Annotated in this window: 28 protein-coding genes; 16 read left to right on the top strand and 12 right to left on the bottom strand. The window is 66.7% G+C overall.

Annotated features, from left to right (window positions below; translation table 11 throughout):
• Window positions 1-2: 2 nt before the first annotated feature.
• From KW843_RS09570 to icd, 3 genes are all read right to left on the bottom strand, one after another.
• On the bottom strand, window positions 3-398 hold the full coding sequence (locus KW843_RS09570) for a response regulator (protein ID WP_218294899.1): 396 nt from the start codon (window positions 396-398) through the stop codon (window positions 3-5).
• Window positions 395-2,245 carry a PAS domain S-box protein gene (locus tag KW843_RS09565; protein ID WP_218294898.1) on the bottom strand — a complete coding sequence of 617 codons (1,851 nt, stop codon included), beginning with the start codon at window positions 2,243-2,245 and terminating at the stop codon, window positions 395-397. The genes KW843_RS09570 and KW843_RS09565 overlap by 4 nt, the downstream gene beginning before the upstream one ends.
• Before the next feature lie 325 nt (window positions 2,246-2,570).
• Entirely contained in the window at window positions 2,571-3,833 is a 1,263-nt protein-coding gene (icd, locus tag KW843_RS09560; RefSeq protein ID WP_218294897.1) for an NADP-dependent isocitrate dehydrogenase, read from the bottom strand.
• Window positions 3,834-4,026: 193 nt separating this feature from the next.
• Between icd and KW843_RS09555 the strand changes: the two genes are divergently transcribed.
• The gene (locus tag KW843_RS09555; protein WP_218294896.1) at window positions 4,027-4,257 is read left to right on the top strand and encodes a hypothetical protein; all 231 of its coding nucleotides are present in this window, start codon (window positions 4,027-4,029) and stop codon (window positions 4,255-4,257) included.
• 208 nt (window positions 4,258-4,465) lie between these two features.
• Window positions 4,466-4,990 carry a DUF192 domain-containing protein gene (locus KW843_RS09550; RefSeq protein ID WP_218294895.1) on the top strand — a complete coding sequence of 175 codons (525 nt, stop codon included), beginning with the start codon at window positions 4,466-4,468 and terminating at the stop codon, window positions 4,988-4,990.
• A gap of 104 nt (window positions 4,991-5,094) precedes the next feature.
• Here KW843_RS09550 and KW843_RS09545 read toward each other — a convergent pair whose 3' ends face one another.
• On the bottom strand, window positions 5,095-5,676 hold the full coding sequence (locus KW843_RS09545) for a superoxide dismutase (protein ID WP_218294894.1): 582 nt from the start codon (window positions 5,674-5,676) through the stop codon (window positions 5,095-5,097).
• A gap of 181 nt (window positions 5,677-5,857) precedes the next feature.
• On the bottom strand, window positions 5,858-7,183 hold the full coding sequence (xseA, locus tag KW843_RS09540) for an exodeoxyribonuclease VII large subunit (protein ID WP_218294893.1): 1,326 nt from the start codon (window positions 7,181-7,183) through the stop codon (window positions 5,858-5,860).
• A gap of 113 nt (window positions 7,184-7,296) precedes the next feature.
• On the opposite strand from xseA, the gene KW843_RS09535 reads away from it, so the two are divergent.
• From KW843_RS09535 to adk, 7 genes are all read left to right on the top strand, one after another.
• The gene (locus KW843_RS09535) at window positions 7,297-7,473 is read left to right on the top strand and encodes a hypothetical protein (protein ID WP_218294892.1); all 177 of its coding nucleotides are present in this window, start codon (window positions 7,297-7,299) and stop codon (window positions 7,471-7,473) included.
• Window positions 7,474-7,535: 62 nt separating this feature from the next.
• Entirely contained in the window at window positions 7,536-8,180 is a 645-nt protein-coding gene (locus KW843_RS09530; RefSeq protein WP_218294891.1) for a MotA/TolQ/ExbB proton channel family protein, read from the top strand.
• A gap of 172 nt (window positions 8,181-8,352) precedes the next feature.
• Window positions 8,353-8,787, top strand: a complete 435-nt coding sequence (locus KW843_RS09525; RefSeq protein ID WP_218294890.1) for a biopolymer transporter ExbD — start codon at window positions 8,353-8,355, stop codon at window positions 8,785-8,787.
• 6 nt (window positions 8,788-8,793) lie between these two features.
• Complete coding sequence (gene lpxK / locus KW843_RS09520; RefSeq protein ID WP_218294889.1) at window positions 8,794-9,840, top strand: tetraacyldisaccharide 4'-kinase; 1,047 nt, start codon at window positions 8,794-8,796, stop codon at window positions 9,838-9,840.
• Between the two features lie 79 nt (window positions 9,841-9,919).
• Entirely contained in the window at window positions 9,920-10,102 is a 183-nt protein-coding gene (locus KW843_RS09515) for a Trm112 family protein (RefSeq protein WP_056062396.1), read from the top strand.
• Window positions 10,099-10,926: a 3-deoxy-manno-octulosonate cytidylyltransferase gene (gene kdsB / locus KW843_RS09510; RefSeq protein WP_370628472.1), complete on the top strand. Its 828-nt coding sequence runs from the start codon at window positions 10,099-10,101 to the stop codon at window positions 10,924-10,926. The genes KW843_RS09515 and kdsB overlap by 4 nt, the downstream gene beginning before the upstream one ends.
• A gap of 237 nt (window positions 10,927-11,163) precedes the next feature.
• A complete protein-coding gene (adk, locus tag KW843_RS09505; protein ID WP_218294888.1) occupies window positions 11,164-11,820 on the top strand; it encodes an adenylate kinase in 657 nt (218 codons plus the stop codon).
• A gap of 152 nt (window positions 11,821-11,972) precedes the next feature.
• Here the strand turns inward: adk and KW843_RS09500 are convergent, their stop codons facing one another.
• The 3 genes from KW843_RS09500 to KW843_RS09490 are packed head-to-tail and all read right to left on the bottom strand — an operon-like array spanning window position 11,973 to window position 13,858.
• The gene (locus KW843_RS09500) at window positions 11,973-12,443 is read right to left on the bottom strand and encodes a DUF6152 family protein (RefSeq protein ID WP_218294887.1); all 471 of its coding nucleotides are present in this window, start codon (window positions 12,441-12,443) and stop codon (window positions 11,973-11,975) included.
• 19 nt (window positions 12,444-12,462) lie between these two features.
• Entirely contained in the window at window positions 12,463-12,882 is a 420-nt protein-coding gene (locus tag KW843_RS09495) for a hypothetical protein (protein WP_218295306.1), read from the bottom strand.
• A gap of 19 nt (window positions 12,883-12,901) precedes the next feature.
• Window positions 12,902-13,858: an asparaginase gene (locus KW843_RS09490; RefSeq protein ID WP_218294886.1), complete on the bottom strand. Its 957-nt coding sequence runs from the start codon at window positions 13,856-13,858 to the stop codon at window positions 12,902-12,904.
• 83 nt (window positions 13,859-13,941) lie between these two features.
• Here KW843_RS09490 and lexA point away from each other — a divergent pair, with 83 nt between their 5' ends.
• The 3 genes from lexA (at window position 13,942) to KW843_RS09475 (ending at window position 16,541) form a co-directional block, all read left to right on the top strand.
• On the top strand, window positions 13,942-14,616 hold the full coding sequence (gene lexA, locus KW843_RS09485) for a transcriptional repressor LexA (protein ID WP_218294885.1): 675 nt from the start codon (window positions 13,942-13,944) through the stop codon (window positions 14,614-14,616).
• Window positions 14,617-14,772: 156 nt separating this feature from the next.
• Window positions 14,773-15,270 (top strand): hypothetical protein, encoded by a 498-nt coding sequence (locus tag KW843_RS09480; RefSeq protein WP_218294884.1) that lies wholly within the window; start codon window positions 14,773-14,775, stop codon window positions 15,268-15,270.
• A 263-nt stretch (window positions 15,271-15,533) separates the two neighbouring features.
• Entirely contained in the window at window positions 15,534-16,541 is a 1,008-nt protein-coding gene (locus KW843_RS09475) for a D-2-hydroxyacid dehydrogenase family protein (protein WP_218294883.1), read from the top strand.
• A gap of 132 nt (window positions 16,542-16,673) precedes the next feature.
• Here KW843_RS09475 and KW843_RS09470 read toward each other — a convergent pair whose 3' ends face one another.
• The 4 genes from KW843_RS09470 to KW843_RS09455 form a co-directional block, all read right to left on the bottom strand.
• Window positions 16,674-17,801, bottom strand: a complete 1,128-nt coding sequence (locus tag KW843_RS09470; protein ID WP_218294882.1) for a branched-chain amino acid ABC transporter substrate-binding protein — start codon at window positions 17,799-17,801, stop codon at window positions 16,674-16,676.
• A 130-nt stretch (window positions 17,802-17,931) separates the two neighbouring features.
• Window positions 17,932-18,504: a hypothetical protein gene (locus KW843_RS09465; protein WP_218294881.1), complete on the bottom strand. Its 573-nt coding sequence runs from the start codon at window positions 18,502-18,504 to the stop codon at window positions 17,932-17,934.
• Window positions 18,504-18,938: a DNA polymerase III subunit chi gene (locus KW843_RS09460; protein ID WP_218294880.1), complete on the bottom strand. Its 435-nt coding sequence runs from the start codon at window positions 18,936-18,938 to the stop codon at window positions 18,504-18,506. The genes KW843_RS09465 and KW843_RS09460 overlap by 1 nt, the downstream gene beginning before the upstream one ends.
• A gap of 7 nt (window positions 18,939-18,945) precedes the next feature.
• Window positions 18,946-20,475 carry a leucyl aminopeptidase gene (locus KW843_RS09455; RefSeq protein ID WP_218294879.1) on the bottom strand — a complete coding sequence of 510 codons (1,530 nt, stop codon included), beginning with the start codon at window positions 20,473-20,475 and terminating at the stop codon, window positions 18,946-18,948.
• Between the two features lie 73 nt (window positions 20,476-20,548).
• Between KW843_RS09455 and lptF the strand changes: the two genes are divergently transcribed.
• From lptF to KW843_RS09435, 4 genes are read left to right on the top strand one after another with little or no spacing between them, the layout of a single operon-like run.
• A complete protein-coding gene (gene lptF, locus KW843_RS09450) occupies window positions 20,549-21,652 on the top strand; it encodes an LPS export ABC transporter permease LptF (RefSeq protein ID WP_218294878.1) in 1,104 nt (367 codons plus the stop codon).
• Window positions 21,649-22,755, top strand: a complete 1,107-nt coding sequence (gene lptG / locus KW843_RS09445) for an LPS export ABC transporter permease LptG (protein WP_218294877.1) — start codon at window positions 21,649-21,651, stop codon at window positions 22,753-22,755. The genes lptF and lptG overlap by 4 nt, the downstream gene beginning before the upstream one ends.
• A gap of 33 nt (window positions 22,756-22,788) precedes the next feature.
• Complete coding sequence (locus KW843_RS09440; protein ID WP_218294876.1) at window positions 22,789-23,172, top strand: sirohydrochlorin chelatase; 384 nt, start codon at window positions 22,789-22,791, stop codon at window positions 23,170-23,172.
• Between the two features lie 43 nt (window positions 23,173-23,215).
• Window positions 23,216-24,157, top strand: coding sequence for a CysB family HTH-type transcriptional regulator (locus KW843_RS09435; protein ID WP_218294875.1), 942 nt, complete (start codon window positions 23,216-23,218; stop codon window positions 24,155-24,157).
• Window positions 24,158-24,169: the final 12 nt, after the last annotated feature.

Here is a 24,169-nt window from a genome sequence, read left to right as displayed (position 1 = left end):
CTTCAGGCCGCCGCAGGCGGCGCGTGAAACGAGGAGCCCAGAAATGCCTCGACCTGCTTCACGAAGGTCTCGGGCGTGATGGGCTTGGAAAGGTGCTCGTCGAAACCCACGTCGAGCGCCTTCTCGCGGTCGCCCGGCATGGAGAACGCCGTGACGGCCACCAGCGGCACCACGCGCCACGCGTGGTGGGAGCGCAGGCTCTGCGCCACCTCGTAGCCGTTCATGACGGGCATCTGCAGGTCGCACAGGATCAGGTCGGGAGATTCCGCCAGCGCGAGCCCCATGCCCAGCGCGCCATTCTCGGCGGCCAGCACGCGGTGGCCCGCGGCCTCCAGCAGGTAGGTGACGAGTTCCCGGCTCGCGTCATCGTCCTCGATGACGAGGATGGTGGCTTTCATGCGCTGGTCTCCTGGAATTCCACGGTGAACGTGCTGCCCTGCCCTTCGGTGCTTTCAAAGCCGACGCTGCCGCCCAGCGCCTCGGCCAGCTTGCGGCTCAGGTGCAGGCCCAGGCCCGTGCCTTCGTGGTGGCGCCGGTCGGCGGTCTCCACGCGCGAGAACGCCTCGAACAGCCGGGACTGCTCCTGCGGCGCGATCCCGGGCCCCGTGTCCCGCACCCGGACCTGCACGGTGCGGCCTTGCGGCGACAGCGTCTCTTCCAGCACCACCTCCACGGCCCCCTCCGGCGTGAACTTGATGGCATTGCCCACCAGATTGATGAGTATCTGGCTGAACGCCCGGCGGTCGGTGTGCAGGGTGACGGCCTGGGCGGGCGCGCGCACGCTGAACGCCAGCCCCTTGCGCCCGGCCTCCTGCTCCAGCGTGGCCGCGACTTCCGCGACGATGCTCCGGCAGTCGAGCGCCTCGATGTTGAGCGACACCTTGTTGGCGCTGAGCTTGGCCACATCCAGCAGGTCATTGATGAGGGAAAGAAGGTGCCGCGCCCCCGTCTGCACGATGCGCAATTGCTTGTCCTGCTCGGGATTGAGCGGGCCCGGCAGCTTCATCAGCAATGTGCCCGTGAAACCGATGATGGCGTTGAGCGGGGTTCGCAGTTCGTGGGACATGCTGGCCAGGAAGCGGTCTTTGACCAAGGCCGCATTTTCAAGCTCCAGGTTCTTGTCGCGCAAGACCCGCTCGATCCGCTTGCGCTCGGTCACGTCGCGGATCGCGCTCGAGACGAAAAGGCCTTCCTCCGTCTGCAGCGGGCTCAGGCTGATCTCGACCGGGAACTCGGAGCCGTCCTTGCGCAGTCCGTACAGATCAAGGCCCGCCCCCATGGAGCGGGTGCGTGGCTCGACGAAGAAGCGGTGGCGGTGCTCGGGATGCCGGGCATTGAAACGTTCGGGCACGAGCAATTCGATCTTCTGGCCCAGCAACTCGGTGCGGCTCCAGCCGAACAGCTTCACGGCCTGGGAATTGACCAGCACGATGCTGCCATCCCGGTCGACGATGACCATGGCGTCGGGCGCGGCTTCGAGCAGGTCCTTGAACTTCTGGTCGGCCCGCTTGCGGTCGGTGATGTCGCGGATGGCGCTCATCACCATCTCGCCTTCCTCGGTGTGGATCGGGCTCAGGCTGATCTCCACCGGAAACTCGGTGCCCCCCTTGCGCAGGCCATACAGCTCCAGGCCCGCTCCCATGGTGCGCGTGCGTGGTGCCCCGAAGAAGCCGCTGCGGTGCCCCAGGTGCGCGCCCCGGTAGCGGTGGGGCAGAAGCACTTCCACCGCCTGCCCCAGCAGCTCGGCCCGCTCGTAGCCGAACACGCGCTCGGCCTGCGAATTCACCAGCACGATGCGGCCGGTCACATTGACCATCACGATGGCATCCGGCGTGGATTCGAGCAGGTCGCGAAACCGTGCCTCCAGCAACTTGGCCTCGCGCTGGACCTTGAGCTGGGTGACATCCTTCTTGCTGGACAGGAAGTACAGCAGCTGCCCGCCGTCATCGCGCACCGCCTTGGTGGAGACATTCACGTGCACGAGCGAGCCGTCCTTGCGGCGGCGCACCGACTCGTGCACCGCCGTCACGCCGCGCAATGCCTCGGCGCGGATCTCGTCTTCCTCATGGGCCCGTCCCTCGGGAACGATCAGATCCATCAGGGACCGGCCCTGCACCTCGGCCAGCGCGTAGCCAAAGATCGCTTCGGCGGCGGGGTTCCAGTTGAGCACCATGCCCTCGGGCGACAGCACCAGCAGCGCATCGGGGTTTTGCTCCCAGTATGCGGCGGAAAAATCAGATGCCATGCAGCCCTCCCTGTGTGAGGCCATCTCCCTGCGCAGCGCGCCCAACGCGCACAGACGGCAGCGGCCTTCGCCCTCATTGCCCTCGCCAATGGCTGATCCCATCTTAGGCGGGAAATCTCCAAATAGCCAACACTCAACTGCCCCGCGGATCACCCGCCCCGGCCGCCTGGGCGCGGGCCGCCCCGGGACCGCGCGGCCCAAGCCGCGATGCGCCATACCCCGACCCATCTTCGCCATCCGCCGTGGGAGGCCGAAAAACAAAAACCCCTGAAATCCTCACGGAGATCAGGGGCTCCATCCGTGCCGCGCGGCGCGCCGGCGGCGGTCAGTCCATCGCGTCGATCATCACCTGGCCAAAACCGGAACAGCTCACCTGCGTGGCGCCATCCATCAGGCGCGCGAAATCGTAGGTCACCTTCTTGGAGGCGATCGACTTTTCCAGCGAGCGGATGATCAGGTTGGCAGCGTCGATCCAGCCCATGTGGCGCAGCATCATCTCGGCCGAGAGGATCTCGGAGCCCGGGTTCACGTAGTCCTTGCCGGCGTACTTGGGCGCCGTGCCGTGCGTGGCCTCGAAGCAGGCCACCGAATCGGACATGTTGGCCCCGGGCGCGATCCCGATGCCACCGACCTGGGCCGCCAGCGCGTCCGAGATGTAGTCGCCGTTGAGGTTGAGCGTGGCCACCACCGAGTATTCGGCGGGGCGCAGCAGGATCTGCTGCAGGAAGGCATCGGCGATGCTGTCCTTGATGGTGATGTCCTTGCCCGACTTGGGGTTCTTGAACTTGCACCACGGGCCGCCATCGATCAGCTGCGCGCCGAACTCCTTTTGCGCCAGGGCATAGGCCCAGTCACGGAATCCGCCTTCGGTGTACTTCATGATGTTGCCCTTGTGCACGATGGTCACGCTGGGCTTGTCGTTGTCGATGGCGTACTGGATGGCCTTGCGCACCAGGCGCTCGGTGCCCTCGCGCGACACGGGCTTGACGCCGATGCCCGAGGTGTTGGGGAAACGGATTTTCTTCACGCCCATCTCATCCTGCAGGAACTTGATGAGTTTCTTGGCCTTGTCGGACTCGGCCTCGAACTCGATGCCGGCATAGATGTCCTCCGAGTTCTCGCGGAAGATCACCATGTTGGTCTTCTCGGGCTCCTTGAGGGGCGAAGGCACGCCCTTGAAATACTGCACGGGGCGCAGGCAGACGTACAGGTCCAGCTCCTGGCGCAGCGCCACGTTCAGCGAGCGGATGCCGCCCCCCACGGGCGTGGTCAGCGGGCCCTTGATGGAAACCACATACTCGCGCAGCACCTGCAGGGTCTCTTCGGGCAGCCACACGTCGGGGCCATACACCTTGGTGGATTTCTCGCCGGCATAGACCTCCATCCAGTGGATCTTCTTCTTGCCGCCATAGGCCTTGGCCACCGCGGCATCCACCACCTTGATCATCACCGGCGTGATGTCCAGGCCCGTGCCGTCGCCTTCGATGAAAGGGATGATGGGCTGGTCCGGCACGTTCAGCGACATGTCGGCGTTGACGGTGATTTTCTGGCCTTCGGCGGGCACCTTGATGTGCTGGTAGCTGGTCATGGGCGGGTGTCTCCTGGGGTGGCTGAAACAGGATTCAGCGAATTGGGCAAAGCGCTCTGAAGCCGGTCAATTCTAATGACAAATATTTATGGCCAAGACCCTGTCAACGCGGCTGCCGCTGCTATCGTTGGGGGTGGAGCCATGCGGGGTTTCGCATGGCCCTCAACCCTTGTTCACACTGGAAACGGCACATATGAAAAAACTCCTCGCTGTACTGGTGGCTGGTCTGTTTGCTGCGGGTGCTTTCGCACAGCAAGCGCCAGCAACCGCTCCCGCCCCTGCTGCTCCCGCAGCCCCCATGGCTGCGCCCGCCGCGGCTCCCGCACCGGTAGCCAAGACCCACAAGGCCGCCACCACGGCCAAGAAGAAGACGCACAGCACCAAGAAGGTCGCCAAGAAGAAAACCACCAAGAAGGTGGCCTGAAACGCCGGGCGCCAGGCCCGCGCGGGGCCAGGGCCCGCCGCTTCAAGATCGCCCGCTGCCGCGGGCGTTTTTGTTGATGGGGGCCGTGCAATGCCCCGTTGTGCCGCCATGCCTGCATGTTTGCGCTAATCTGCCATCGTCCGCAGCGTGATTTTTCCGCTGCCCGTTCATTGCCATCGTCCGTGTTGCCTTCATGAAAGCCCTGCCCATGACCGATCTTCACCCGGCCCGCGCCCCGCAGGCCCGCACCGCCCGCGTGATGTCCTTCGCGCGCCGCGCCGCCCTGGCCGCCGCAGCCCTGGTGGCCGCCACCGCCCTGCTGCATGCGGGCGGGGTTGCCGCCCAGGAAGGACCGCAGCTGAATCTGCGGCGCGTCGAACTGACGGCGGGCATGCACCGCATCGACGCCCAGGTCGCCCTTGCACCCCAGGAACGCCAGACCGGCCTCATGCACCGCAAGGAGATGCCGCAGCACGAAGGCATGCTGTTCGTGTTCGAGCAGCCGGCACAGCAGTGCTTCTGGATGAAAAACACCCTGCTGCCCCTCACCGCGGCTTTCGTGGAGGATGACGGCACCATCGTGAACCTGGCGGACATGAAGCCGCAGACACTGGACTCCCACTGCTCTGCCAAGCCCGTGCGCTATGTGCTGGAAATGAACCTGGGCTGGTTTGCCCAGAAGGGCATCAAGGCAGGGGCCAAGCTCTCGGGCGCGCTGTTTCGCCGCCCCTAGGTCCGCCCCCCGGGCCGGGGGGACTGCAAAAGAAAAACGGCCCCGCAGGGCCGTTTTTTCTTGTCCGCGGCAGGTGGCTGCCACGGCACCGCGCAAGCAATCCGTCAGGCGAAGTTGGCTTCCGCGAACGTCCAGTTCACCAGGCTGGAGAGGAAGGTCTCGACGAACTTGGGGCGCATGTTGCGGTAGTCGATGTAGTACGCGTGTTCCCACACGTCCACCGTCAGCAGCGCCTTGTCGGCCGTGGTCAGCGGCGTGCCGGCGGCGCCGGTGTTCACGATGTCCACGCTGCCGTCGGCCTTCTTCACCAGCCAGGTCCAGCCCGAGCCGAAGTTGCCCACGGCGCTCTTGACGAAGGCTTCCTTGAAGGCGGCGTAGCTGCCCCACTTGGCGTTGATGGCCGCAGCCAGCGCGCCGGAGGGTTCACCGCCACCCTGGGGTGCCATGCAGTTCCAGAAGAAGGTGTGGTTCCAGATCTGGGCGGCGTTGTTGTAGATGCCGCCGCTGGACTTCTTGACGATCTCTTCGAGCGTCATGGATTCGAATTCAGTGCCCTTTTGCAGGTTGTTGAGGTTCACCACATAGGCGTTGTGGTGCTTGCCGTGGTGGTACTCCAGGGTTTCCTGGCTGTAGTGCGGCGCCAGGGCGTCGATGGCGTAAGGCAGCGGGGGAAGGGTATGTTCCATGGTGGTTTCCTCGTGGTTTGAAATTCTGGGATGCCATCTGCACCGCGATCTTTCCTGAGCAATGCAGTCGGACACAGCACAAAGGGGGCATTGTAGGAAGATCAGGTGACCTGTGCAGCGTGAGGCCACACGGATCGGTGCCGAAGCGCCACAACCCGCCACTGTCCTACAGGCACCCCCGTCAGAGCAGGCGCGGCTGGGACACCGTCACATCCACCACGCCGTCGGCCAGCGTGGCGCGCAAGGCATCGCCGGGGTGCGCCTGCCGCGCGCTGGTCACGGCCTGGCCTCCGGTATCGGTCAGCAGCGCGTACCCGCGCTGCAGCACCAGGCGCGGATCCAGCAACTCCAGCCGCAGGGCCGCGCGGTCCAGGCGGTCCGACTGCCGCGCGGCGCAGCGCAGCAGCTTGTTGGGCAAATCGGCCTCCAGCGCTTCCTGCGTCTGCGCCAGGCGCTGCAATTTCAGGAGCACTCCATGCCGCATGCGCTGGGCCAGACGCGCCAGTTGCATCTGCTGGCGCGCCACCAGGCCGGACGGGCGGCCCAGCCGCGCCGCCGCTTGGTCCAGCCGCTGGTGGCGTGCATCGAGCTGGCGCTGCACCGCGTCGGCGATGCGCCCGCCCAGCAGGCCCAGGGCGCCCAGCCACACGTCGCGGGGCTGGGCCACCAGCTCGGCGGCCGCGGTGGGTGTGGGCGCGCGCAGGTCGGCGCAGAAGTCGGCGATGGTGAAGTCCGTTTCATGCCCCACGCCGCTGACCAGCGGCACGGGGCTACGCACGATGGTGCGGGCCAGTTGCTCGTCGTTGAAGGCCCAGAGGTCCTCGATGGAACCCCCGCCCCGCACCAGCAGGATGACGTCGATCGGCGGGTTGCGGGTCAGATCAGCCCCTGGCGCTTGTCCAGTCTGCGCCAGCAGATACAGTTTTGATAGCGCCGCCACCAGCGACGCCGGTGCGGCGCCCCCTTGCACCTGCGCGGGCACCAGCACCACCGGGATGTGCGGCACGCGCCGGCGCAAGGCGGTGACGACGTCGTGCAGGGCCGCCGCCCCCGTGGAGGTGACCAGGCCGATGCCGCGCGGCTGCAGCGGCAGCGGACGCTTGCGGTCGCCGCTGAAAAGGCCTTCGGCCTCCAGCTGGGCCTTCAGGCGCAGGAACTGCTCGAACAGCGCACCCTGCCCCGCCCGCTGCATGCTTTCCACGATGAACTGCAGGTCGCCACGCGCCTCGTACACGCCAAGGCGGCCGCGCACTTCCACCAATTCGCCATCGCGTGGAGAAAAGTCAAGCAGGCTGGCCGCGCGGCGAAACATGGCACAGCGCAACTGGCCATTCGCGTCCTTGACCGAGAAGTAGCAATGACCGCTGGAAGCGCGCGAGAAGCCCGTGATCTCCCCGCGCACCGCGACAGGATTGAACCGCGCCTCCAGCGCATCAGCAATGGCGCGGCATAGCGCGCCAACTTCCCATACGCGCGGCGCCGCCGCGAGGCCCGGGCGCTCAAACATGAGATACGGCGGGCTTTCGCGGCGCGCTCCAGGGGCGAGTACTCCACAGAACCGCCCGAGCGACCCAGGACGGCAGCGCGCCCGGCAAAACTGGCCGCAAAACACGATTGCACGTGCAAGTCATTGATTTATATGATTTTTTCACTGCGCAATTTTTCATCAATCTGTTGCAAGCACGGCGGGACGCCACTTTGCGCGGCGCACGAACCGGGTTTCCCACAAAGTTATCCACAGTTTTTGTGGGTGACACCGCCGATGCGGTGGCCACCCGGCAAGGTAACTGTTTGTGACGCGGAGGCGGCAGGAAGCTGGGCCATAATCGCCGATTGCTTTCATCTGCGCGGAGAGAGATTTGCTGTCCATCATACAAGCCGCAGGCTGGCCGATCTGGCCCCTGATTGCGTGTTCCATCCTGGGAATGGCGCTGATTTTCGAACGGTTCGTGGCCCTCAAGACGGCCCGCGTCGCTCCTCCGAAATTGCTCGATGAAGCCATCACGGTGTCCTCCAAGGCCGTGCCCACCCCCGACGTGGTGAACCAGCTCGCGCAGAACTCCGCCCTGGGCGAGGTGCTCGCCAGCGGCCTGCGCACCCTCAACAGCAACCCCCAGTGCAGCGAGACCGACCTGCGCTCGGCCATGGAAGGCGCCGGCCGGGCCGTGGCCCACCGGCTGGAGAAGTACCTCGCGGCGCTGGCCACCATCGCATCGGCCGCGCCCCTGCTGGGCCTGCTGGGGACCGTGATCGGCATGATCGAGATCTTCGGCTCGCAGGCCGGCAGCGGCGGCGTGGGCCAGGCCATGGGCGGCGGCAACCCCGCGCAGCTGGCGCATGGCATCTCGGTGGCGCTGTACAACACGGCCTTCGGCCTGATCGTGGCGATCCCGGCGCTGATCTTCTGGCGCTACTTCCGCGCCCGCGTCGATGCCTATCTGCTCACGCTGGAGCTGGCTTCCGAGCAGTTCGTCCGCCACATCCTGCGCCTGAGGAAGAAGTGAACTCCCCCCTGAGGCGCGGCCGCGCCCTTCCCTGCTTCTCGCAGCGCCATGCACCGCGGGCAGGGGTACGCCGCCCGTGCGGCGGGGCGACCCTTGCGCCACGCCCGCCTGCGTTGACGCCGCCGGTTTCCAAACTTCGCGGGCAACGCGTACCGCCCATTGGATCGTCGACATGAATTTTCGCCCCCGCGCCAAGGAAGAGCCGGAGATCAACCTGATCCCGTTCATCGACGTGCTGCTGGTGATCCTCATCTTCCTGATGCTGACCACCACCTACAGCAAGTTCACGGAGCTGCAGCTCACCCTGCCGGTGGCCGACGCCGAGCAGCAGCGCGACCACCCCAAGGAAGTGATCGTCTCGGTGGCCGCCGACGGCCGCTATGCCGTCAACAAGAACGGCGTGGACGGCAAGAGCGTGGACGCCATCGCGCAGGCCCTGCGCGGCGCCGCCACCGCCGGGCGCGACAGTGTCGTGATCATCAGCGCCGACGCCATGTCCCCGCACCAGTCCGTGGTCTCGGTGATGGAGGCGGCGCGCCGCGTGGGCCTCACGCAGATCACGTTTGCCACGCAGTCGTCGGCCGCGGCGCGCAGCACCGGCCGCTGACACGGCATGGCTGGCCCCGGGCCGCAGCCGCCCCCCCGGTCCGCGGCGCGCGGCGGCGCCCCTTCCCCGGCCTCCGGGCTGCAGAAGATCTGGCAGGCACGCGGCCCGGCCGCCTGGGCGCTGTGGCCTGTCTCCCTGCTGTACCTGGCGCTGGTGGCCCTGCGCCGGGGGCTTTACCGCGCTGGCGTGCTCAAGGCCGAACACCCGGGCCGTCCCGTCGTCGTGGTGGGCAATGTGATCGCCGGAGGCGCCGGAAAGACGCCCGTGGTCATCGCCGTGGTGAAACATCTGCAGGCTCGCGGCCTGCGCCCCGGGGTGATCTCGCGCGGCTATGGCCGCAGCACCACCGATTGCCGGGCGGTGGCGCCCGACAGCCCCGCCCGCGAGGTGGGCGATGAGCCCGCGCTGATCGCGCGCAGCTGCGGGGTGCCGGTTTTCGTCGCGCCGCGCCGCATCGCCGCAGCCCGCGCCCTGCTGGCGGCGCACCCGCACACCGACGTGATCGTCTGCGACGACGGGCTGCAGCACCTGGCCCTGGCGCGCGATGTGGAGGTTTGCATCTTCAACGACCAGGGCGTCGGCAACGGCTTCCTGCTGCCTGCGGGCCCGCTGCGCGAGCCCTGGCCGCGGCCGGTGGACCTGGTGCTCCATGCGGGTGGCGTACCGCCCCGGGGAGACTTCGAGGCCTATGCGCTGCAACGGCGCCTGGCCCCCTGGGCCGTGCGCTCGGACGGCACCCGCGTGCCCTTGTCCAGCCTGCGGGGGCAGCCTTTGCACGCGGTGGCGGCCGTCGCACGCCCCGGGGACTTCTTTGCGATGCTGCAGGCCCAGGCGTTGCAACTGGCGCACGCGCAGGCCCTGCCGGATCACTATGATTTTGATAGCTGGAACCGCTCACCAGACAACCGCTACACACTGATCTGCACTGAAAAAGATGCCGTCAAGCTGTGGCCCCGCCACCCGGACGCACTGGCCGTGCCCCTGCAACTGCACATGGATCCAGCCTTTTTCGCGGCCCTGGATGCGCGCCTGCCGGCACCGGGTGGTCTTTAGCGCGCACCGGCGGTCCCGCGGGCTGGCCGCCGCTATCATCGCTGCCTGCCCGAACGAACCTCCCGGAAGCACCGCCACCATGGATCCCAAACTGCTTGAACTGCTGGTCTGCCCTGTCACCAAAGGCCCGCTGACCTACGACCGCGAGGCGCAGGAACTTGTCTCCCGCAGCGCGCGGCTGGCCTACCCGGTGCGCGACGGCATCCCGGTGCTGCTCGAAAACGAAGCCCGCACGCTCACCGACGAGGAACTGGAGCAGTGAGCGCTGTGCCCGCCCCCGGCGCCGTGGCACCGGACAGCCGCTTCACGGTGCTGATCCCGGCCCGCATGGCATCGAGCCGGCTGCCCGACAAACCCCTGGCCGATATCGCCGGCCTGCCCATGGTGGTGCGGGTTGCCCGCCGCGCGGCCCAGAGCGCCGCCACCCGGGTCGTGGTGGCCGCCGACGACAGCCGCATCCTGCAGGCCTGCGCGGCCCACGGCGTGGAGGCGATCCTGACCCGCGCCGACCATGCCAGCGGCAGCGACCGGCTGGCAGAGGCCTGCGTCCAGCTGGGGCTGGATGGCGCCGACATCGTCGTCAACGTGCAGGGGGATGAACCCCTGATGGACCCCGGCCTCATCCATGCCGTGGCGCAACTGCTGCCGGCCCGCCCCGAGGCCAGCATGGGCACGGCCGCGCACGCCATTGCGTCACAAGCCGACTACGCCAACCCCAACGTGGTGAAGGTGGTGCTGGACGCGCGGGGCCTGGCGCACTACTTCAGCCGGGCGCCCATCCCCTTCGCCCGCGACCATGCCGCAACGCCCTGGTGGCAAGGCGCCGCCCAGGCGGCCGCACCCGGCGTCGTCGCCCTGGCGGGGTTCGCGCCTTTGCGGCATGTGGGCATCTACAGCTATCGTGCCGGCTTCCTGCGGGAATTTCCGGCGCTGGCGCCAGCCCCCACCGAAGCCGTGGAAGCGCTGGAGCAGCTGCGCGCGCTGTGGCACGGCCACCGCATCGCGGTGCACCTGGCCAGCACCGCCCCGGGGCCTGGCGTGGACACCCCCGAGGATCTGGAGCGGGTCCGCAGCCTTTTCCGCTGACGGACGCCCCGGCGGCCCCGTGGCGCGGGGACCTGCCCGCGCCACCGTGCAGGGCACTATCCGCACCGCGACACCCCGGCCGCCGCGCGGTACGGCGTGTAAGTCAGCGCAAGGTGGTCGCATGCTATCCTCGCCCGCAACGAGAGCACCGCATCCCGGGCGCACAGAACGGCTTCAGGCGCCCTTCGAACGTCCCCGCCAGCGGCGCCAACCGATTTCTAACCTTCGAGGACTTCCATGAGACTGATTCTGTTGGGCGCGCCTGGCGCCGGAAAGGGCACGCAAGCCACGTTCATCTGCCAGAAATACGGCATCCCGCAAATCTCCACCGGCGACATGCTGCGGGCGGCGGTGAAGGCGGGCACGCCCTTGGGCCTGCAGGCCAAGGCCGTGATGGATTCGGGTGCCCTGGTCAGCGACGACATCATCATCGGTCTCGTGAAGGAACGCATCACGCAGGCGGACTGCGCCAACGGCTTCCTGTTCGACGGCTTTCCCCGCACCATTCCCCAGGCCGACGCCATGAAGGCGGCGGGCGTCAAGCTCGACTACGTGCTCGAAATCGATGTGCCTTTTGACGCCATCATCGAACGCATGAGCGGCCGCCGCTCGCACCCTGCCAGCGGCCGCACCTACCACGTCAAGTTCAACCCCCCCAAGGTGGAAGGCAAGGATGACCTGACGGGCGAGGAACTGATCCAGCGCGAAGACGACAAGGAAGAAACCGTCAAGAAGCGCCTGCAGGTCTACAGCGACCAGACGCGCCCCCTGGTGGACTACTACAGCAACTGGGCCCAGGCCGAGCCCGACGCCGCCCCCAAGTACCGCGCCATCAGCGGCACAGGCAGCGTGGAAGAAATCACCGCGCGCGCGCTCCAGGCGCTGGCCAGCTGAGCGCGAGGGTCACGCCCCAGGACCAGCGACGCCATGGGGCACCAGGGCGTCGCTTTTCTTTTGGGAGGTGCCGGTGGCCCCTTCAGGCGCGCCGTGGCACCAGCGGTGCCAGGCCCTCATGGCCCCGGCCTTGCCACCCATCCTGGTTTTGTTCAGGCCGGACTGGAGCGCAGGCCGTAGGCCTTGCCGTCCACGAAAAGGTATTCCGCGCGCAGCACCGCATCGCCCTTCTCATCGCGCAGGGTGAAGCCCACCACCGACAGGTCCGTGCCGGGCTTGATCTCCTGCACCTGCCAGGCCTGCATGCGTGTCAGGGGCGCCAGCTCGATCTCCCAGCGGCGGTCCTTGCGGGTGGGCAGCACCGCCTTGGCCAGCAAGGCCTTGCCGTCCACGGGCGAGGCCTGGGCGGGCACCGCGCGCTGCGCCAGGTCCGCGGGAAGCCGCAGCTGCGCGGGAAGCTCCAGCTCCAGCTCGGCATGGGGGTTTTGCCAGCGCACCTTGCGCACCGTGCCTTCCAGATAGATGGGGCGCTCGGCATCAAAACTGCTCCAGCCATGGTGGGCGCGCGCCCAGAGCGGAACCATCGCAGTGGCCAGGAGCAGGCGGCGGCGTTGCAGACTCATCGGTTCTCTCCTTGTCAGGTCACAGATAGGCGATCCAGCGGCCACAGACCACCACGGCCAGCCAGATCAGCGTGGACGCCAGCATCTGCACCCGGGCCAGGGCGTCCAGGCGCGCCAGCGATCCACGCCCATGGAACCACGCGGCGTTGCAGCCCGCAAGCATTAACAGCAGCATCTTCAAGGTGAATGCGCGGCTGGCGAGCAGCTCGGAAGGCTGGGTGGCGAACATCAGCAGGCCCGATGCCGCCGCCAGGCCAAAGCCGCACAATGCCAGCGACAGGCTGAGCCGCGCAAGGTCCTTGACGGGCAGCGCCGCCCCCCGGCCAAACACGCGCAACTCCAGCAGCACCAGGTTGCCCAACAGCAGGGCAATGCCAACGATGTGCACCACTTCCAGCGCCGGGTAGGCCCAGGCGTGTGTCTTGAGGGCTGCAAACAACACCGGACAGCCTTCGCGCTCAGCGCATCAGGTCCAGCATCAGCGAGATCCGGGCCTTCAGGGGCGGCAGCCCGCCGGAATCAGGCAGCACGTCACCAGGCTTGGGCAGCACCCGCCCCTCGGCGCAGCGCGTGGACCGGACCACCCGCACGCCCACCTCCTGCGCGCGCAGCAATGCGGCTTCCAGAAGGTGGTGGATGGTGCCGTTGCCGGTGCATGCCACCACCAGCCCCTGGACGCCGTCACGCACCAGCGCATCCACCATGGCGCCCGTGGCGCCCGCGTGGCTCATGATCACCTCCACGCGGGGCCAGGCCGCTGCATTTGCTATATTTTGCAGAGCACCCCACGCATGCTTGGCGGGCGGTATCGGCCAATCCTGCGCAAGGCGAATGGCGCCCTCCTCCACCCACCCCAAAGGCCCGGCCTCGCCCGAACTGAGCGCATGGACACGGTACGGATGCACCTTCTGGACCTGCTGTGCGCCGTGGACCTCGCCAGCGGCCACTGCGAGCACGCCGCGGGCACCCGCAGCCACCGCGACCGCCACGGCATCCAGGAGATTTTGCGGCCCGTCGGGCGTGAGCGCCGTGGCCGGGCGCATGGCGCAGGTCAGCACCACGGGTTTCAGCCGGGTATCCAGCACCTGGTTCAGGAACCAGGCCGTCTCCTCCAGCGTATCGGTGCCGTGGGTGATGACCACCCCGCGCACGGAAGCATCCTGGAGGTGGTGGGCGCAGCGCAGCGCCAGGGCCTGCCACACCCCGCCATCCATGTCCTTGCTGTCGATCTGAGCCACCTGCTCCGCCACGAGCATGCCACCGGCCGCCTCCTGCAATCCGGGGACCGCTGCCAGCAGCTGCTCCACCCCGACCTGCGCGGCGGTGTACCCGATGTTGTCACCCGCCTGTGCCGACGTGCCGGCAATGGTTCCTCCAGTGCCCAAAACCACAATTTTTTGCCCACTCACTTGCATACTCCGAAAAACTGGTGAAAAATACAGTTACTGGATTAAAAAACAGTTGTCCTTCACTGTAGCCGCCTCCACCGGAAACCACCATGCTCGACAACCCGAAACTCACGGCCCGCCAGCAACAGATCCTGGACCTCATCCAGACCGCCATTGCACGCACAGGGGCGCCTCCCACCCGCGCCGAAATCGCGGCTGAACTGGGCTTCAAGTCGGCCAATGCGGCAGAAGAACATCTGCAGGCCCTCGCACGCAAGGGCGTGATCGAACTGGTGAGCGGCACATCGCGGGGCATCCGGTTGCGCAGCGACACGCTGCGCTCCATCAATGCAGCGCGCGGCAGCCAGTTCCACCTGCCCATTCCCGGGCTCTCCCAGCTGGTCCTGCCCCTGGTGGGGCGGGTGGCGGCGGGTTCGCCCATTCTCGCGCAGGAACACGTCGACCAGACCTACAGCGTGGAAAACAGCCTGTTCCAGCACAAGCCCGACTACCTGCTCAAGGTGCGTGGCATGTCCATGCGCGATGCCGGCATCATGGACGGCGACCTGCTGGCCGTGCAGTCCACCCGCGAGGCGCGCAACGGCCAGATCATCGTGGCCCGCCTGGGAGACGACGTGACGGTCAAGCGCCTGCGGCGCACCGCCACGGCCATCGAGTTGCTGCCTGAAAACCCGGACTACCCGGTCATCGTGGTACAGCCTGGCGAACCTTTCGAAATCGAAGGTCTCGCGGTAGGCCTCATTCGCAACACCATGCTGATGTAGCCGGTCCCGGCTGCTGGTCCATTCACTACCGCATTGCAGGTGGCGGGCGTTTGGTGTGCCGGGCAAACCGGCACGCCAGCCCTGCGGTGCGGGTTCAATTTGCAATCCTGCCTATGTCCAACCCCCGACCTTCGGAGTTTTCACATGGGAATTGCCTTGATCACCTTTTCCACCTTGTCCATGCCGCTGCGCTCGCTGACGCGCTGGTTTCACTCGACCGCCGCGCTCGCGGTGCCGTCTGCGGCAGGTTCGCCCCCACCCCGTTCCCACCATGATGACACGGACCGCAGCGACGGCCGGGGCACGGCCGGCTCCAGGAGCATCCACCGCCCGCAGGGTCTCCCTGGCCCACGTCCGCTGCGCGGCAACTGGCCCTTCACGGTCAACACGCCCCAGACGCCCCCCGCCGAAGGCCCCGGGCGGCAGGCCGGCACCCGCAGAGCACCGCCCGCGATGCCGGTACCGCCCGCAGGAAGCCGCAGCGCCTGCGCCGCGCCGCGGCCCACCGATGGATCGGGCCGCCGGACCGCCAAGGTCTTGCGCAGGATCTCAGCCCCCGGCACGGGCCGGCTGGTGATCGCCGGCAGGATGGCCGACGTGTGCGCGGAACTGGACCGCATGGTGGCCTGCGAGGGAGCCCTGCAGGCCTCTTGAGACCAAGATACTTCCTTCATCACGGGCCAACGGCGCCAACGGCACGGTCCTCGTTGGCGTGTGGCGTTCCTTCTCGAAAGAGATGGATCTGCGGGCGTGAGAAAAACGGCCGGGGAGCGATGGCACGGCCCCGCCACGTCCTGCCATGGGCGGCAGCGTTTTGCGGGATGCGCCAACACTCCGTCACCAAAAGCCCCGTACTTTGATGCCCCAGGACGGCGGCCCGGTGAATGCCGGTGGCGCCACCAAGGCACAATATCGGGATGAACATTGTGATTCTCGACGACTACCAGGACGCAGTCCGCAAGCTGCACTGCGCATCCCGGCTCGACGCGTACACCGCCAAGGTCTACACCAATACCGTCAAAGGACTTGGGCAGCTTTCTGTCCGCCTGAAGGATGCCGACATCATCGTTCTGGTGCGGGAGCGCACACAGATCACGCGCCAACTGGTGGAAAAGCTTCCCCGCCTCAAACTGATCGCGCAAACCGGCAAGATCGGCAGTCACATCGACGTGACGGCGTGCACGGAGCGGGGCATTGCCGTGGCCGAGGGCATAGGGTCCCCGGTGGCCCCGGCCGAACTGACCTGGGCCCTCGTGATGGCAGCCATGCGCAGGCTGCCGCAGTACATCGCCAACCTCAAGCACGGCGCCTGGCAGCAGTCGGGGCTGAAGACCGCATCCATGCCCGCCAACTTCGGCCTTGGCAACGTGCTGCGCGGCAAAACGCTGGGCATTTGGGGATATGGCCGCATCGGACAGCTCGTGGCTGGCTACGGACGCGCTTTCGGCATGAACGTGCGTATCTGGGGCCGCGAGGCGTCCCGCGCCCAGGCCTTGACGGACGGCTACCAGGCCGCGACCACGCGCGAGGAGTTCTTCTCGCAGTGTGACGTGATCTCGCTGCACCTGCGCCTCAACGATGAAACGCGCGGCATCGTCTCGCTGGAAGACCTGTCTTGCATGAAGCCCACCTCCCTTCTCGTCAACACGTCGCGGGCCGAATTGATCGAGCCTGACGCGCTGATCGCAGCGTTGAACCGGGGCCGTCCCGGCATGGCGGCGGTCGATGTGTTCGAGAGCGAACCCATCCTTCAGGGCCACGCCTTGCTGCGGCTGGAGAATTGCATCTGCACGCCCCACATTGGCTATGTCGAGCAGGACAGCTATGAGCTGTACTTTGGCGCGGCATTCGACAACGTGGTGAATTTCATCAAGGGCACGCCCACCAATATCGTGAATCCAGGCTCGCTTCAGGTAAGACGCTAGCCAGCAGGGCAACAACCGGGCCGCTTGCGCCATCGACGGCGCGGGTGCCCAATAAAAAAGGCTTCCCGAGGGAAGCCTTTTTTGAGCCCTGCAGGGCACAGGGGCCCTGCAGCGCGGTACCGCGCTGACTAATTACAGCGGGGTCTTCTTGCCGTCCTTGTAGACGTACAGGGTGATGGCGGGGTTCTTCATTTCGCCGTTGGGTTCGAAAGCGATGGTGGAGGTCACACCCTTGAAGCTGGCCTTGGCCAGTTCGTTCACGTACACCTTGGGGTCCACGGAGTTGGCACGCTTCATGGCGTCCACCAGCAGGAACGTGGCGTCATAGGTGTAGGGGCTGTACACCTGGAACTGGTTGGGGTACTTGGCGTCGTACTTGGCCTTCCAGGCCGTGCCGCCAGGCATCTTGGCCAGCGAAGAACCGCCTTCGGCGCAGATCACGTTGCCCAGGGTCTTGGCACCGGCGGCCAGCTTGGCGATTTCCGACGTGCAGACGCCATCACCACCAAAGTACTTCACGTTGCCCATGCCCAGCTGTTCCATCTGGCGCAGCATGGGGCCGGCTTGTGGGTCCATGCCGCCGTAGAACACGGCATCAGGGTTCTTGGACTTGATGGCGGTCAGGATGGCCATGAAGTCGGTGGCCTTGTCGGTCGTGAACTGCTCGTCCACCACCTTCATGCCCTTGGCCGTGGCCGTCTTCTTGAACACGTCTGCCACGCCTTGGCCGTAAGCGGTACGGTCGTCGATGATGGCAACGGTCTTGAGCTTGAGCGTGTCGACCGCGTAGAAAGCCAAGCCAGCGCCCAGGGCGTTGTCGTTGGCGATGATGCGGAAGGTGGTCTTGTAGCCTGGCTTGGTCAGGTTGGGGTTGGTCGCAGCGCCCGTCACCATCGGAATGCCGCAGTCGTTGTAGACCTTGGATGCTGGGATGGTGGTACCGGAGTTGAGGTGACCGACAACGCCTGCGACCTTGGAGTCGCACAGCTTTTGTGCAGCGGCCGTGCCCTGCTTTGGATCGGCTGCATCGTCTTCGGCCTGCAGTTCGAACTTGATCTTCTTGCCGCCGATGGTGACGCCTTGAGCGTTCAGCTCTTCAATGGCCATGCGGGCGCCATTTTCGTTGTCCTTGCCGTAGTGGGCTTGGGCACCGGAAACCGGAGCCACGTGGCCGATCTTGACCACCTGCTCTTGTGCAGAGGCCACACCAGCAGCAGCCGCGATAGCAGCAACCACGGTCAGTTTCAACTTCAATTGCATATCAATCTCCAGTAAAGATAAACGCTGAGAATATTCTTGTGTCTCAACGCAGGCGAACATATCGCAATTTACGGGCCAGATCATTAGGGAACACGATTAAAAGCGAGAGAAACCACAGGGGAATACCCTGTCATCCCTTTGGCACCGAGGGCGTCCCGCTGGCCAGCTCATCCGCCACCGCCTCGTACACAGCGTGCCGGACCACCGATTCAATCTCTTCGCGCAGCCGTGGCAGCACCGATCGTGTCTGCTCCTGCACCACCGTGGCGATCGCTTCGCGCAAACGTTGATCCAGCACAACGTCCACGCGCTGCATGACCCTGTGCACCATGTATTCCTCCATGCCCTCCGGCAATGGTCGGGTCAGCGCAACCGGACTCACGGCCCCCACGGACACGGGCGGCGCCACGGTGCCCGCTGCCGGAGCATTGCGGGCCGGCGCGGGCACGATGCCCGGCGGGGCGGCGGGCCTTGGCGGGACCACGGCGGGCCGATGGGCACCGGACACGAAGGAACCCGAAGGCTGCGCCGCCTGGTGCACGGCGTTCGCCGCCGGCCGCGCCTCGGGCAGCATGGAGGGATGCATGACCGTGGTGCGCGATGGTGCAGCAGCCGCGGCCTGCGATGGGGCGGAATCCGGCGCCCGCACCACTTCGGTGAGGGTGGGGACAAAGCGCGGAGGCGTCTTGGGGGGCAGCGCCATCAGCCGGCTTTCAGCACCAGGTCGTGGCGGGTGATCTCATACCCGCGCGAGGCATAGTGGCGCCAGCGCGACCTCGCCTCGCCGCGATCGGCCTCATCCTGCGCGCTCACCACCTCGACCAGGCGATCAAACCGGCCAAACCCTTCCGGCACTTCGGCGTGCAGGTTCAACAGCACCTCGTGGTGCGCGGCGGAACGCGCGTCGGCCGTCAGCAGCACGGGCGATGCATGGACCAGTTCTTCGTCGGCACCGCCCAGGCAATGGGCCACAAAATCCTGCGGCGCCAGCACCCAGAGCATGCGGTCCAGCACCGCCAGCGTCTCGGCCGGTGCTGCAATCACCAGCCGTGCACCGCTGCGCTGCACCTTGCGCGCAAAGCGGCATGCATAGGCCAGCTTGTCCGGCGCATTGAAGTGAAACGCGACCTCGGTCATGGCGAGATCAGCCGAGCTTGGCGCGCGGCGCCTTCACCGTCGCCGGCCTGGGGGAGGCCGCGCGCGCGGCCGAAGAGGCCTTGGAGGCGGGCTTGGTGTTGGCCGCCTGCCCCAGAAGGTAATGCACCAGCAGCCCGACCGGCCGCCCCGTGGCCCCCTTGGCGGCCCCACCCTTCCAGGCCGTCCCCGCGATATCCAGATGGGCCCAGGGCAGGTCGCCCACATATTTCTGCAGGAACTTGGCCGCGGTGATGGAACCGCCCGCGCGGCCCGCCACGTTCCCCATGTCCGCGAAATTGCTTTTGAGGCCATCCGCGTAATCGTCGTCCAGCGGCATGCGCCAGCAGGGGTCCTGCGCGGCCTCCCCGGCCTCCTGCAGCGCGGCTGCGAGGGGATCGTTGTTGGCAAACAGCCCGCTGCGCACGCCACCCAGCGCAATCACGCACGCGCCGGTCAACGTGGCGATGTCCACCACGGCGGCGGGCTTGAAGCGGGACGCATAAGTGAGCGCATCACAGAGCACCAGCCGGCCTTCGGCGTCGGTGTTGAGGATCTCAATGGTCTGGCCGCTCATGCTCGTGACCACGTCGCCGGGCTTGACAGCACGGCCGTCGGGCATGTTCTCGCAGGCGGGGATCAGCCCCACCACGTTGATGGCGGGTTGCAGCTCGCCCAGCGCGCGGAACGTTCCCAGCACGCTGGCGGCGCCGCACATGTCGAACTTCATCTCGTCCATCTCCGGCGCGGGCTTGATCGAGATGCCCCCCGTGTCGAACGTGATGCCCTTGCCCACCAGCACGACAGGCACCTGGTCCTTGGCCGCGCCGCTGTAGCGCAGCTCGATGAACCGCAAAGGCTCCTCGGACCCCCTCGCCACGGCGAGGAAGGCGCCCATTCCCAGGCGGGCCACCTCGGCCGGGCCATGGACCTTGCACTGGATGCGGGGCAGCTTGGCCAGTGTCTTGGCCGCATCGGCGAGCAGGCTGGGCGTGGCGTGGTTGGCGGGGCGGTTGCCCCATTCCCGCGCGAACTCGACCCCGGCGACCAGTGCCACGCCGGCATCGAAATCCTCGCGCACCTCGGGGACGCTGTGCACACCCACCACGCAGCGGTTCAGGCTGCGCGCCTCCACCTTTGTCTTGGTGGTCGTATAGACGTAGCTCGCTTCGGCCACGGCCTGCACGGCGGCACTGACGGCAGCTGGCTGCGCAGCACCCGCAAAACAGAGCGCCACCCGCTTGGTCTGCGGCGCCTTGATGGCCGATCCCAACGCCTGCAGGGCCTGGCGCGTGGCGCGGGCCGCGCCGTCGCCCTGCCCGACCAGCACCACCCGGCGGGCCGCAACGGCAGGCACCTGGTACAGCTGCAGGTGCTTGCCTGCCTTGGTGGACAGATCTCCGTTCTTGAGCGCCAGCGCCGCCAGGGCAGACAGCGCATCCTTGCCGGGCTTGAAGCCCTCGGGAAGCAGGACGACCAGCAGGTCGCATTTTTCCGAAGCTGCCGCAGCAAGGTCAAGGGTCTTGAGATCAAAGTTCATAATCGGTGTTTTCCTTTTGAGCGTGCTATGCACTTTGACATGCACGCAAAAGTGCATAGCGCGCTCCTAGCCAATGTTATTCGATTCATCCATCCGCAAGGAGCTGGCGCGCAGCTTCGGCGCGACCCTCGTGGTGCTGGTGACCGTGGTCATGACCATGATGCTCATCCGCACGCTGGGCCAGGCATCGCGGGGCAGCGTGAGCCCTTCCGATGTCATGCTGGTCATGGGGTTCACGGTGCTGGGCCAGTTGCCCACCATCCTGAGCCTGAGCCTCTTCATCGCCGTGGTCGGGACGCTGTCGCGCATGTACCGAGACAGTGAAATGGTCATCTGGTTCGCCAGCGGCCGCGGACTGGTCAGCCTGCTGCGGCCCTTGCTGCGTTTTGCCTGGCCGGTGATGGTCATCATCGCCGTGCTGTCGCTGCTGGTCTGGCCCTGGGCCAATTCCCAGATCCAGGAACTCAAGACGCGCTATGAACAGCGCAGCGACATCGACCGCATCGCACCCGGCGAGTTCCAGGAATCCTCCAATGGCAGCCGGGTGTTCTTCATCGACAAGGACAGCCCGGACACCCAGGCAGGCAACAACATCTTCATCGCCGCCACCGACGGTGCCCGCGAATCCGTCACCTCCGCGCGCAGCGCCCGGCTGGAGACACGGGGCGGCGAGCGCATGGCCGTGCTGAGCGAGGGCCAGCGGCTGGAGACCTCACGCGACAAACCCGGCGTGAAAATCAGCGAGTTCGTCGAATACGGCACCCGCATTGGCTCCGCGCCCGCGGGCTCGGCCGAAGAGCTCTCCGTCAAGACCCGCGCCACGCACGAGCTGCTCATGCAGCCCCTGCCCGCCTACAGGGCCGAGCTGGGCTGGCGCCTGGGGCTGGCGCTGGCGGCGCTCAACTTCGTGGTACTGGGGCTGGCCGTGGCCAGCGTCAACCCGCGCGCCGCGCGCAGCACCAGCCTGGTGTTCGCGCTCTTTGCCTTCATCGTGTACTACAACCTCATGACGCTGGGGCAAAGCTGGGTGGGCGCAGGCCGGCTCGGCCTGGTGAGCTTCATGGTGCTGCTGCACGGCGGCATGCTGCTCATGTCGCTGCTGGTACTGGCCGCGCGCCACAACCACTGGACGCTGCGGCGGCTTTGGCAGCCCACGCCGCCAGGGAGCCCCGCATGAAAACCATCCGCCGCCTGATCCACCGCGAAGCCCTGTTCGCGGTCGCTTTCGTCACCGCCGGGTTTCTGGCGCTGTTCTTCTTCTTTGACCTGGTGGACGAACTGCGCTGGGTGGGCCGCACCGGCGCCGAGGGTTACCAGCTCTCGCACGCGTTCCTGTTCGTGGTGCTGAGCATTCCCAGCCACCTATACGAGCTGCTGCCCATCACGGTGCTCATCGGCACCATCTTCGTGATGGCGCGGCTCGCCCAAAGCTCCGAGTTCACCATCATGCGCACGAGCGGCATGGGCCCCTGGCGTGCCTTGCGCACGCTGGTGGCGCTGGGCGGCTTCTTCGTGCTTCTGACCTTCGCCGTGGGCGACTACATTGCGCCGCTGACCGACCGCGCCGCCCAGCTGGTCAAGGTGCGGTACCTCGGGCGCCTGACCACGGGCGCCACCGGCGCCTGGCTCAAGGAGCGCCAGGACGACCACTCCTATGCGGTGAACGTGCGCGCGCTCACGACCAACGGCGGCATGCTGGACGTGCGCATCTTCGAGTTCGATGCCAAGGGCCGGCTGGCATCGCAGACACGGGCGGCGGCGGGACAGTTTGGGCCGGACGGCGCGTGGAATCTGGAGAAGGTGCAGCGCAGCCGCTTCGAGCAGCGCGGCGGCGACGAAGCGCGCGTGGAGCACCTGGATGCCCCCACCCTGCAATGGCCCACCCGCATCAGCGCCGACATGGTGGCCGCCTCGCTGCTCAAACCCGACCGCATGGCCACCATCGACCTGTTCCAGTACATCCGCCACCTCGACGCCAACGGCCAGTCCGCCCAGCGCTACGAGATCGAGTTCTGGCGCAAGGTGTTCTATCCCCTCAGCTGCCTGGTGATGGTGGTGCTGGCCCTGCCTTTTGCCTACCTGCACTTCCGCTCGGGCGGCATCGCGGGCTATGTGTTTGGCGGCGTCATGGCCGGCATCAGCTTCTTCCTGCTGAACAACGTGTTTGGCTATGCGGGCAACCTGCAGAACTGGTCGCCGTGGCTCACGGCGGCCGCGCCCGGGCTGATCTACTCCGTGCTTTCGCTCGCGGCCTTTGGATGGCTGGTGCTCCGGCGCTAGCCCCGGCTGTCACCCTGCCCCGATCTGCAACCCATGAACCACCGCGCCATCGTCCTGTTCTCCCACGGCTCGCGCGACCCCCTGTGGCGCGCCCCCATGGAAGCCGTGGCCGCCCGCATCGGTGGGCAGCACCCGGGCCGCCCTGTGGCCTGCGCGTACCTGGAGCTGTGCACCCCCACGCTGGCACAGGCCACAGACCAGCTCGTCGCGCAGGGAGCGGCCCATGTCACGGTCGTGCCCATGTTCCTTGGCACGGGCAAGCATGCGCGGAACGACCTGCCGCTGCTGGTGGAGGAGTTGCGAGCGGCCCATCCCGCCGTGCGGTTCCATGTGCAGCCCGCCATTGGCGAAGACCCGCGCATGACGGCTTTGATGGCAGAAATTGCCTGTGAGGTGCCTTCCGCTGAAATCCCTTAGATAGCTGCAGCATAATGATGCAACTCTTTAGGCGATATCAGATATGAATCTGCACCAATTCCGCTTCGTTCAAGAGGCTGCGCGCCGCAATCTCAACCTGACCGAAGCGGCCAAGGCCCTGCACACCTCCCAGCCGGGCGTGTCCAAGGCCATCATCGAGCTCGAAGAAGAACTGGGAGTGGACATCTTCGCGCGCCATGGCAAGCGCCTCAAGCGCATCACCGAACCCGGCCAGCACGTGCTCAAGAGCATCGAGGTCATCATGCGGGAGGTGGGCAACCTCAAGCGCATCGGCGAGCAGTTCAGCGCCCAGGACAGCGGCACCCTCAGCATCGCCACCACCCACACCCAGGCCCGCTACGTGCTGCCCGTGCCCGTGGCGCGCCTGCGCGAGGCCTATCCCAAGGTCAACATCAGCCTGCACCAGGCCACACCGCACGAAGTGGCGCGCATGGTGATCGATGAAGTGGCCGAGATCGGCATGGCCACCGAATCCCTGGCCGACTACCCCGAACTCGTCACCCTGCCCTGCTATGAATGGCAGCACGTGCTGGTGGTGCCCAACGCCCACCCGCTGGCGCAGAAGGAGCGCATCGGGCTGGACGACCTGGCCCACGAGGCGCTGATCACCTACCACCCCTCCTTCACCGGCCGCGGCAAGATCGACCATGCCTTTGCCGCACGCAAGCTGCAGCCGCGCATCGTGCTCGAGGCCATCGATTCCGACGTGATCAAGACCTACGTGCGCCTGGGCCTGGGCATCGGCATCGTGGCCGAAATGGCCATGCGCGACGACCCCGTGGGTGACCTTGCCGTGCGTCCCGTGGGGCACCTGTTCGGCCAGAGCGTGGCGCGGGTGGCCTTCAAGCGGGGTGCGTACCTGCGCAACTTCGTCTACAAGTTCGCCGAACTGCTCAGCGACCGGCTGAGCCGCGAGCTCATCGCCCGCGCGATGACCGGCCACGTCAACGACTACGAACTCTGACACCGGCACCCG

This window comes from Acidovorax sp. sif1233, assembly GCF_019218755.1.
GTDB lineage: Bacteria > Pseudomonadota > Gammaproteobacteria > Burkholderiales > Burkholderiaceae_C > Acidovorax.
The sequence above is the reverse complement of the archived record's forward strand: the minus strand, read 5'-3'. Positions and strand labels throughout refer to the sequence as shown.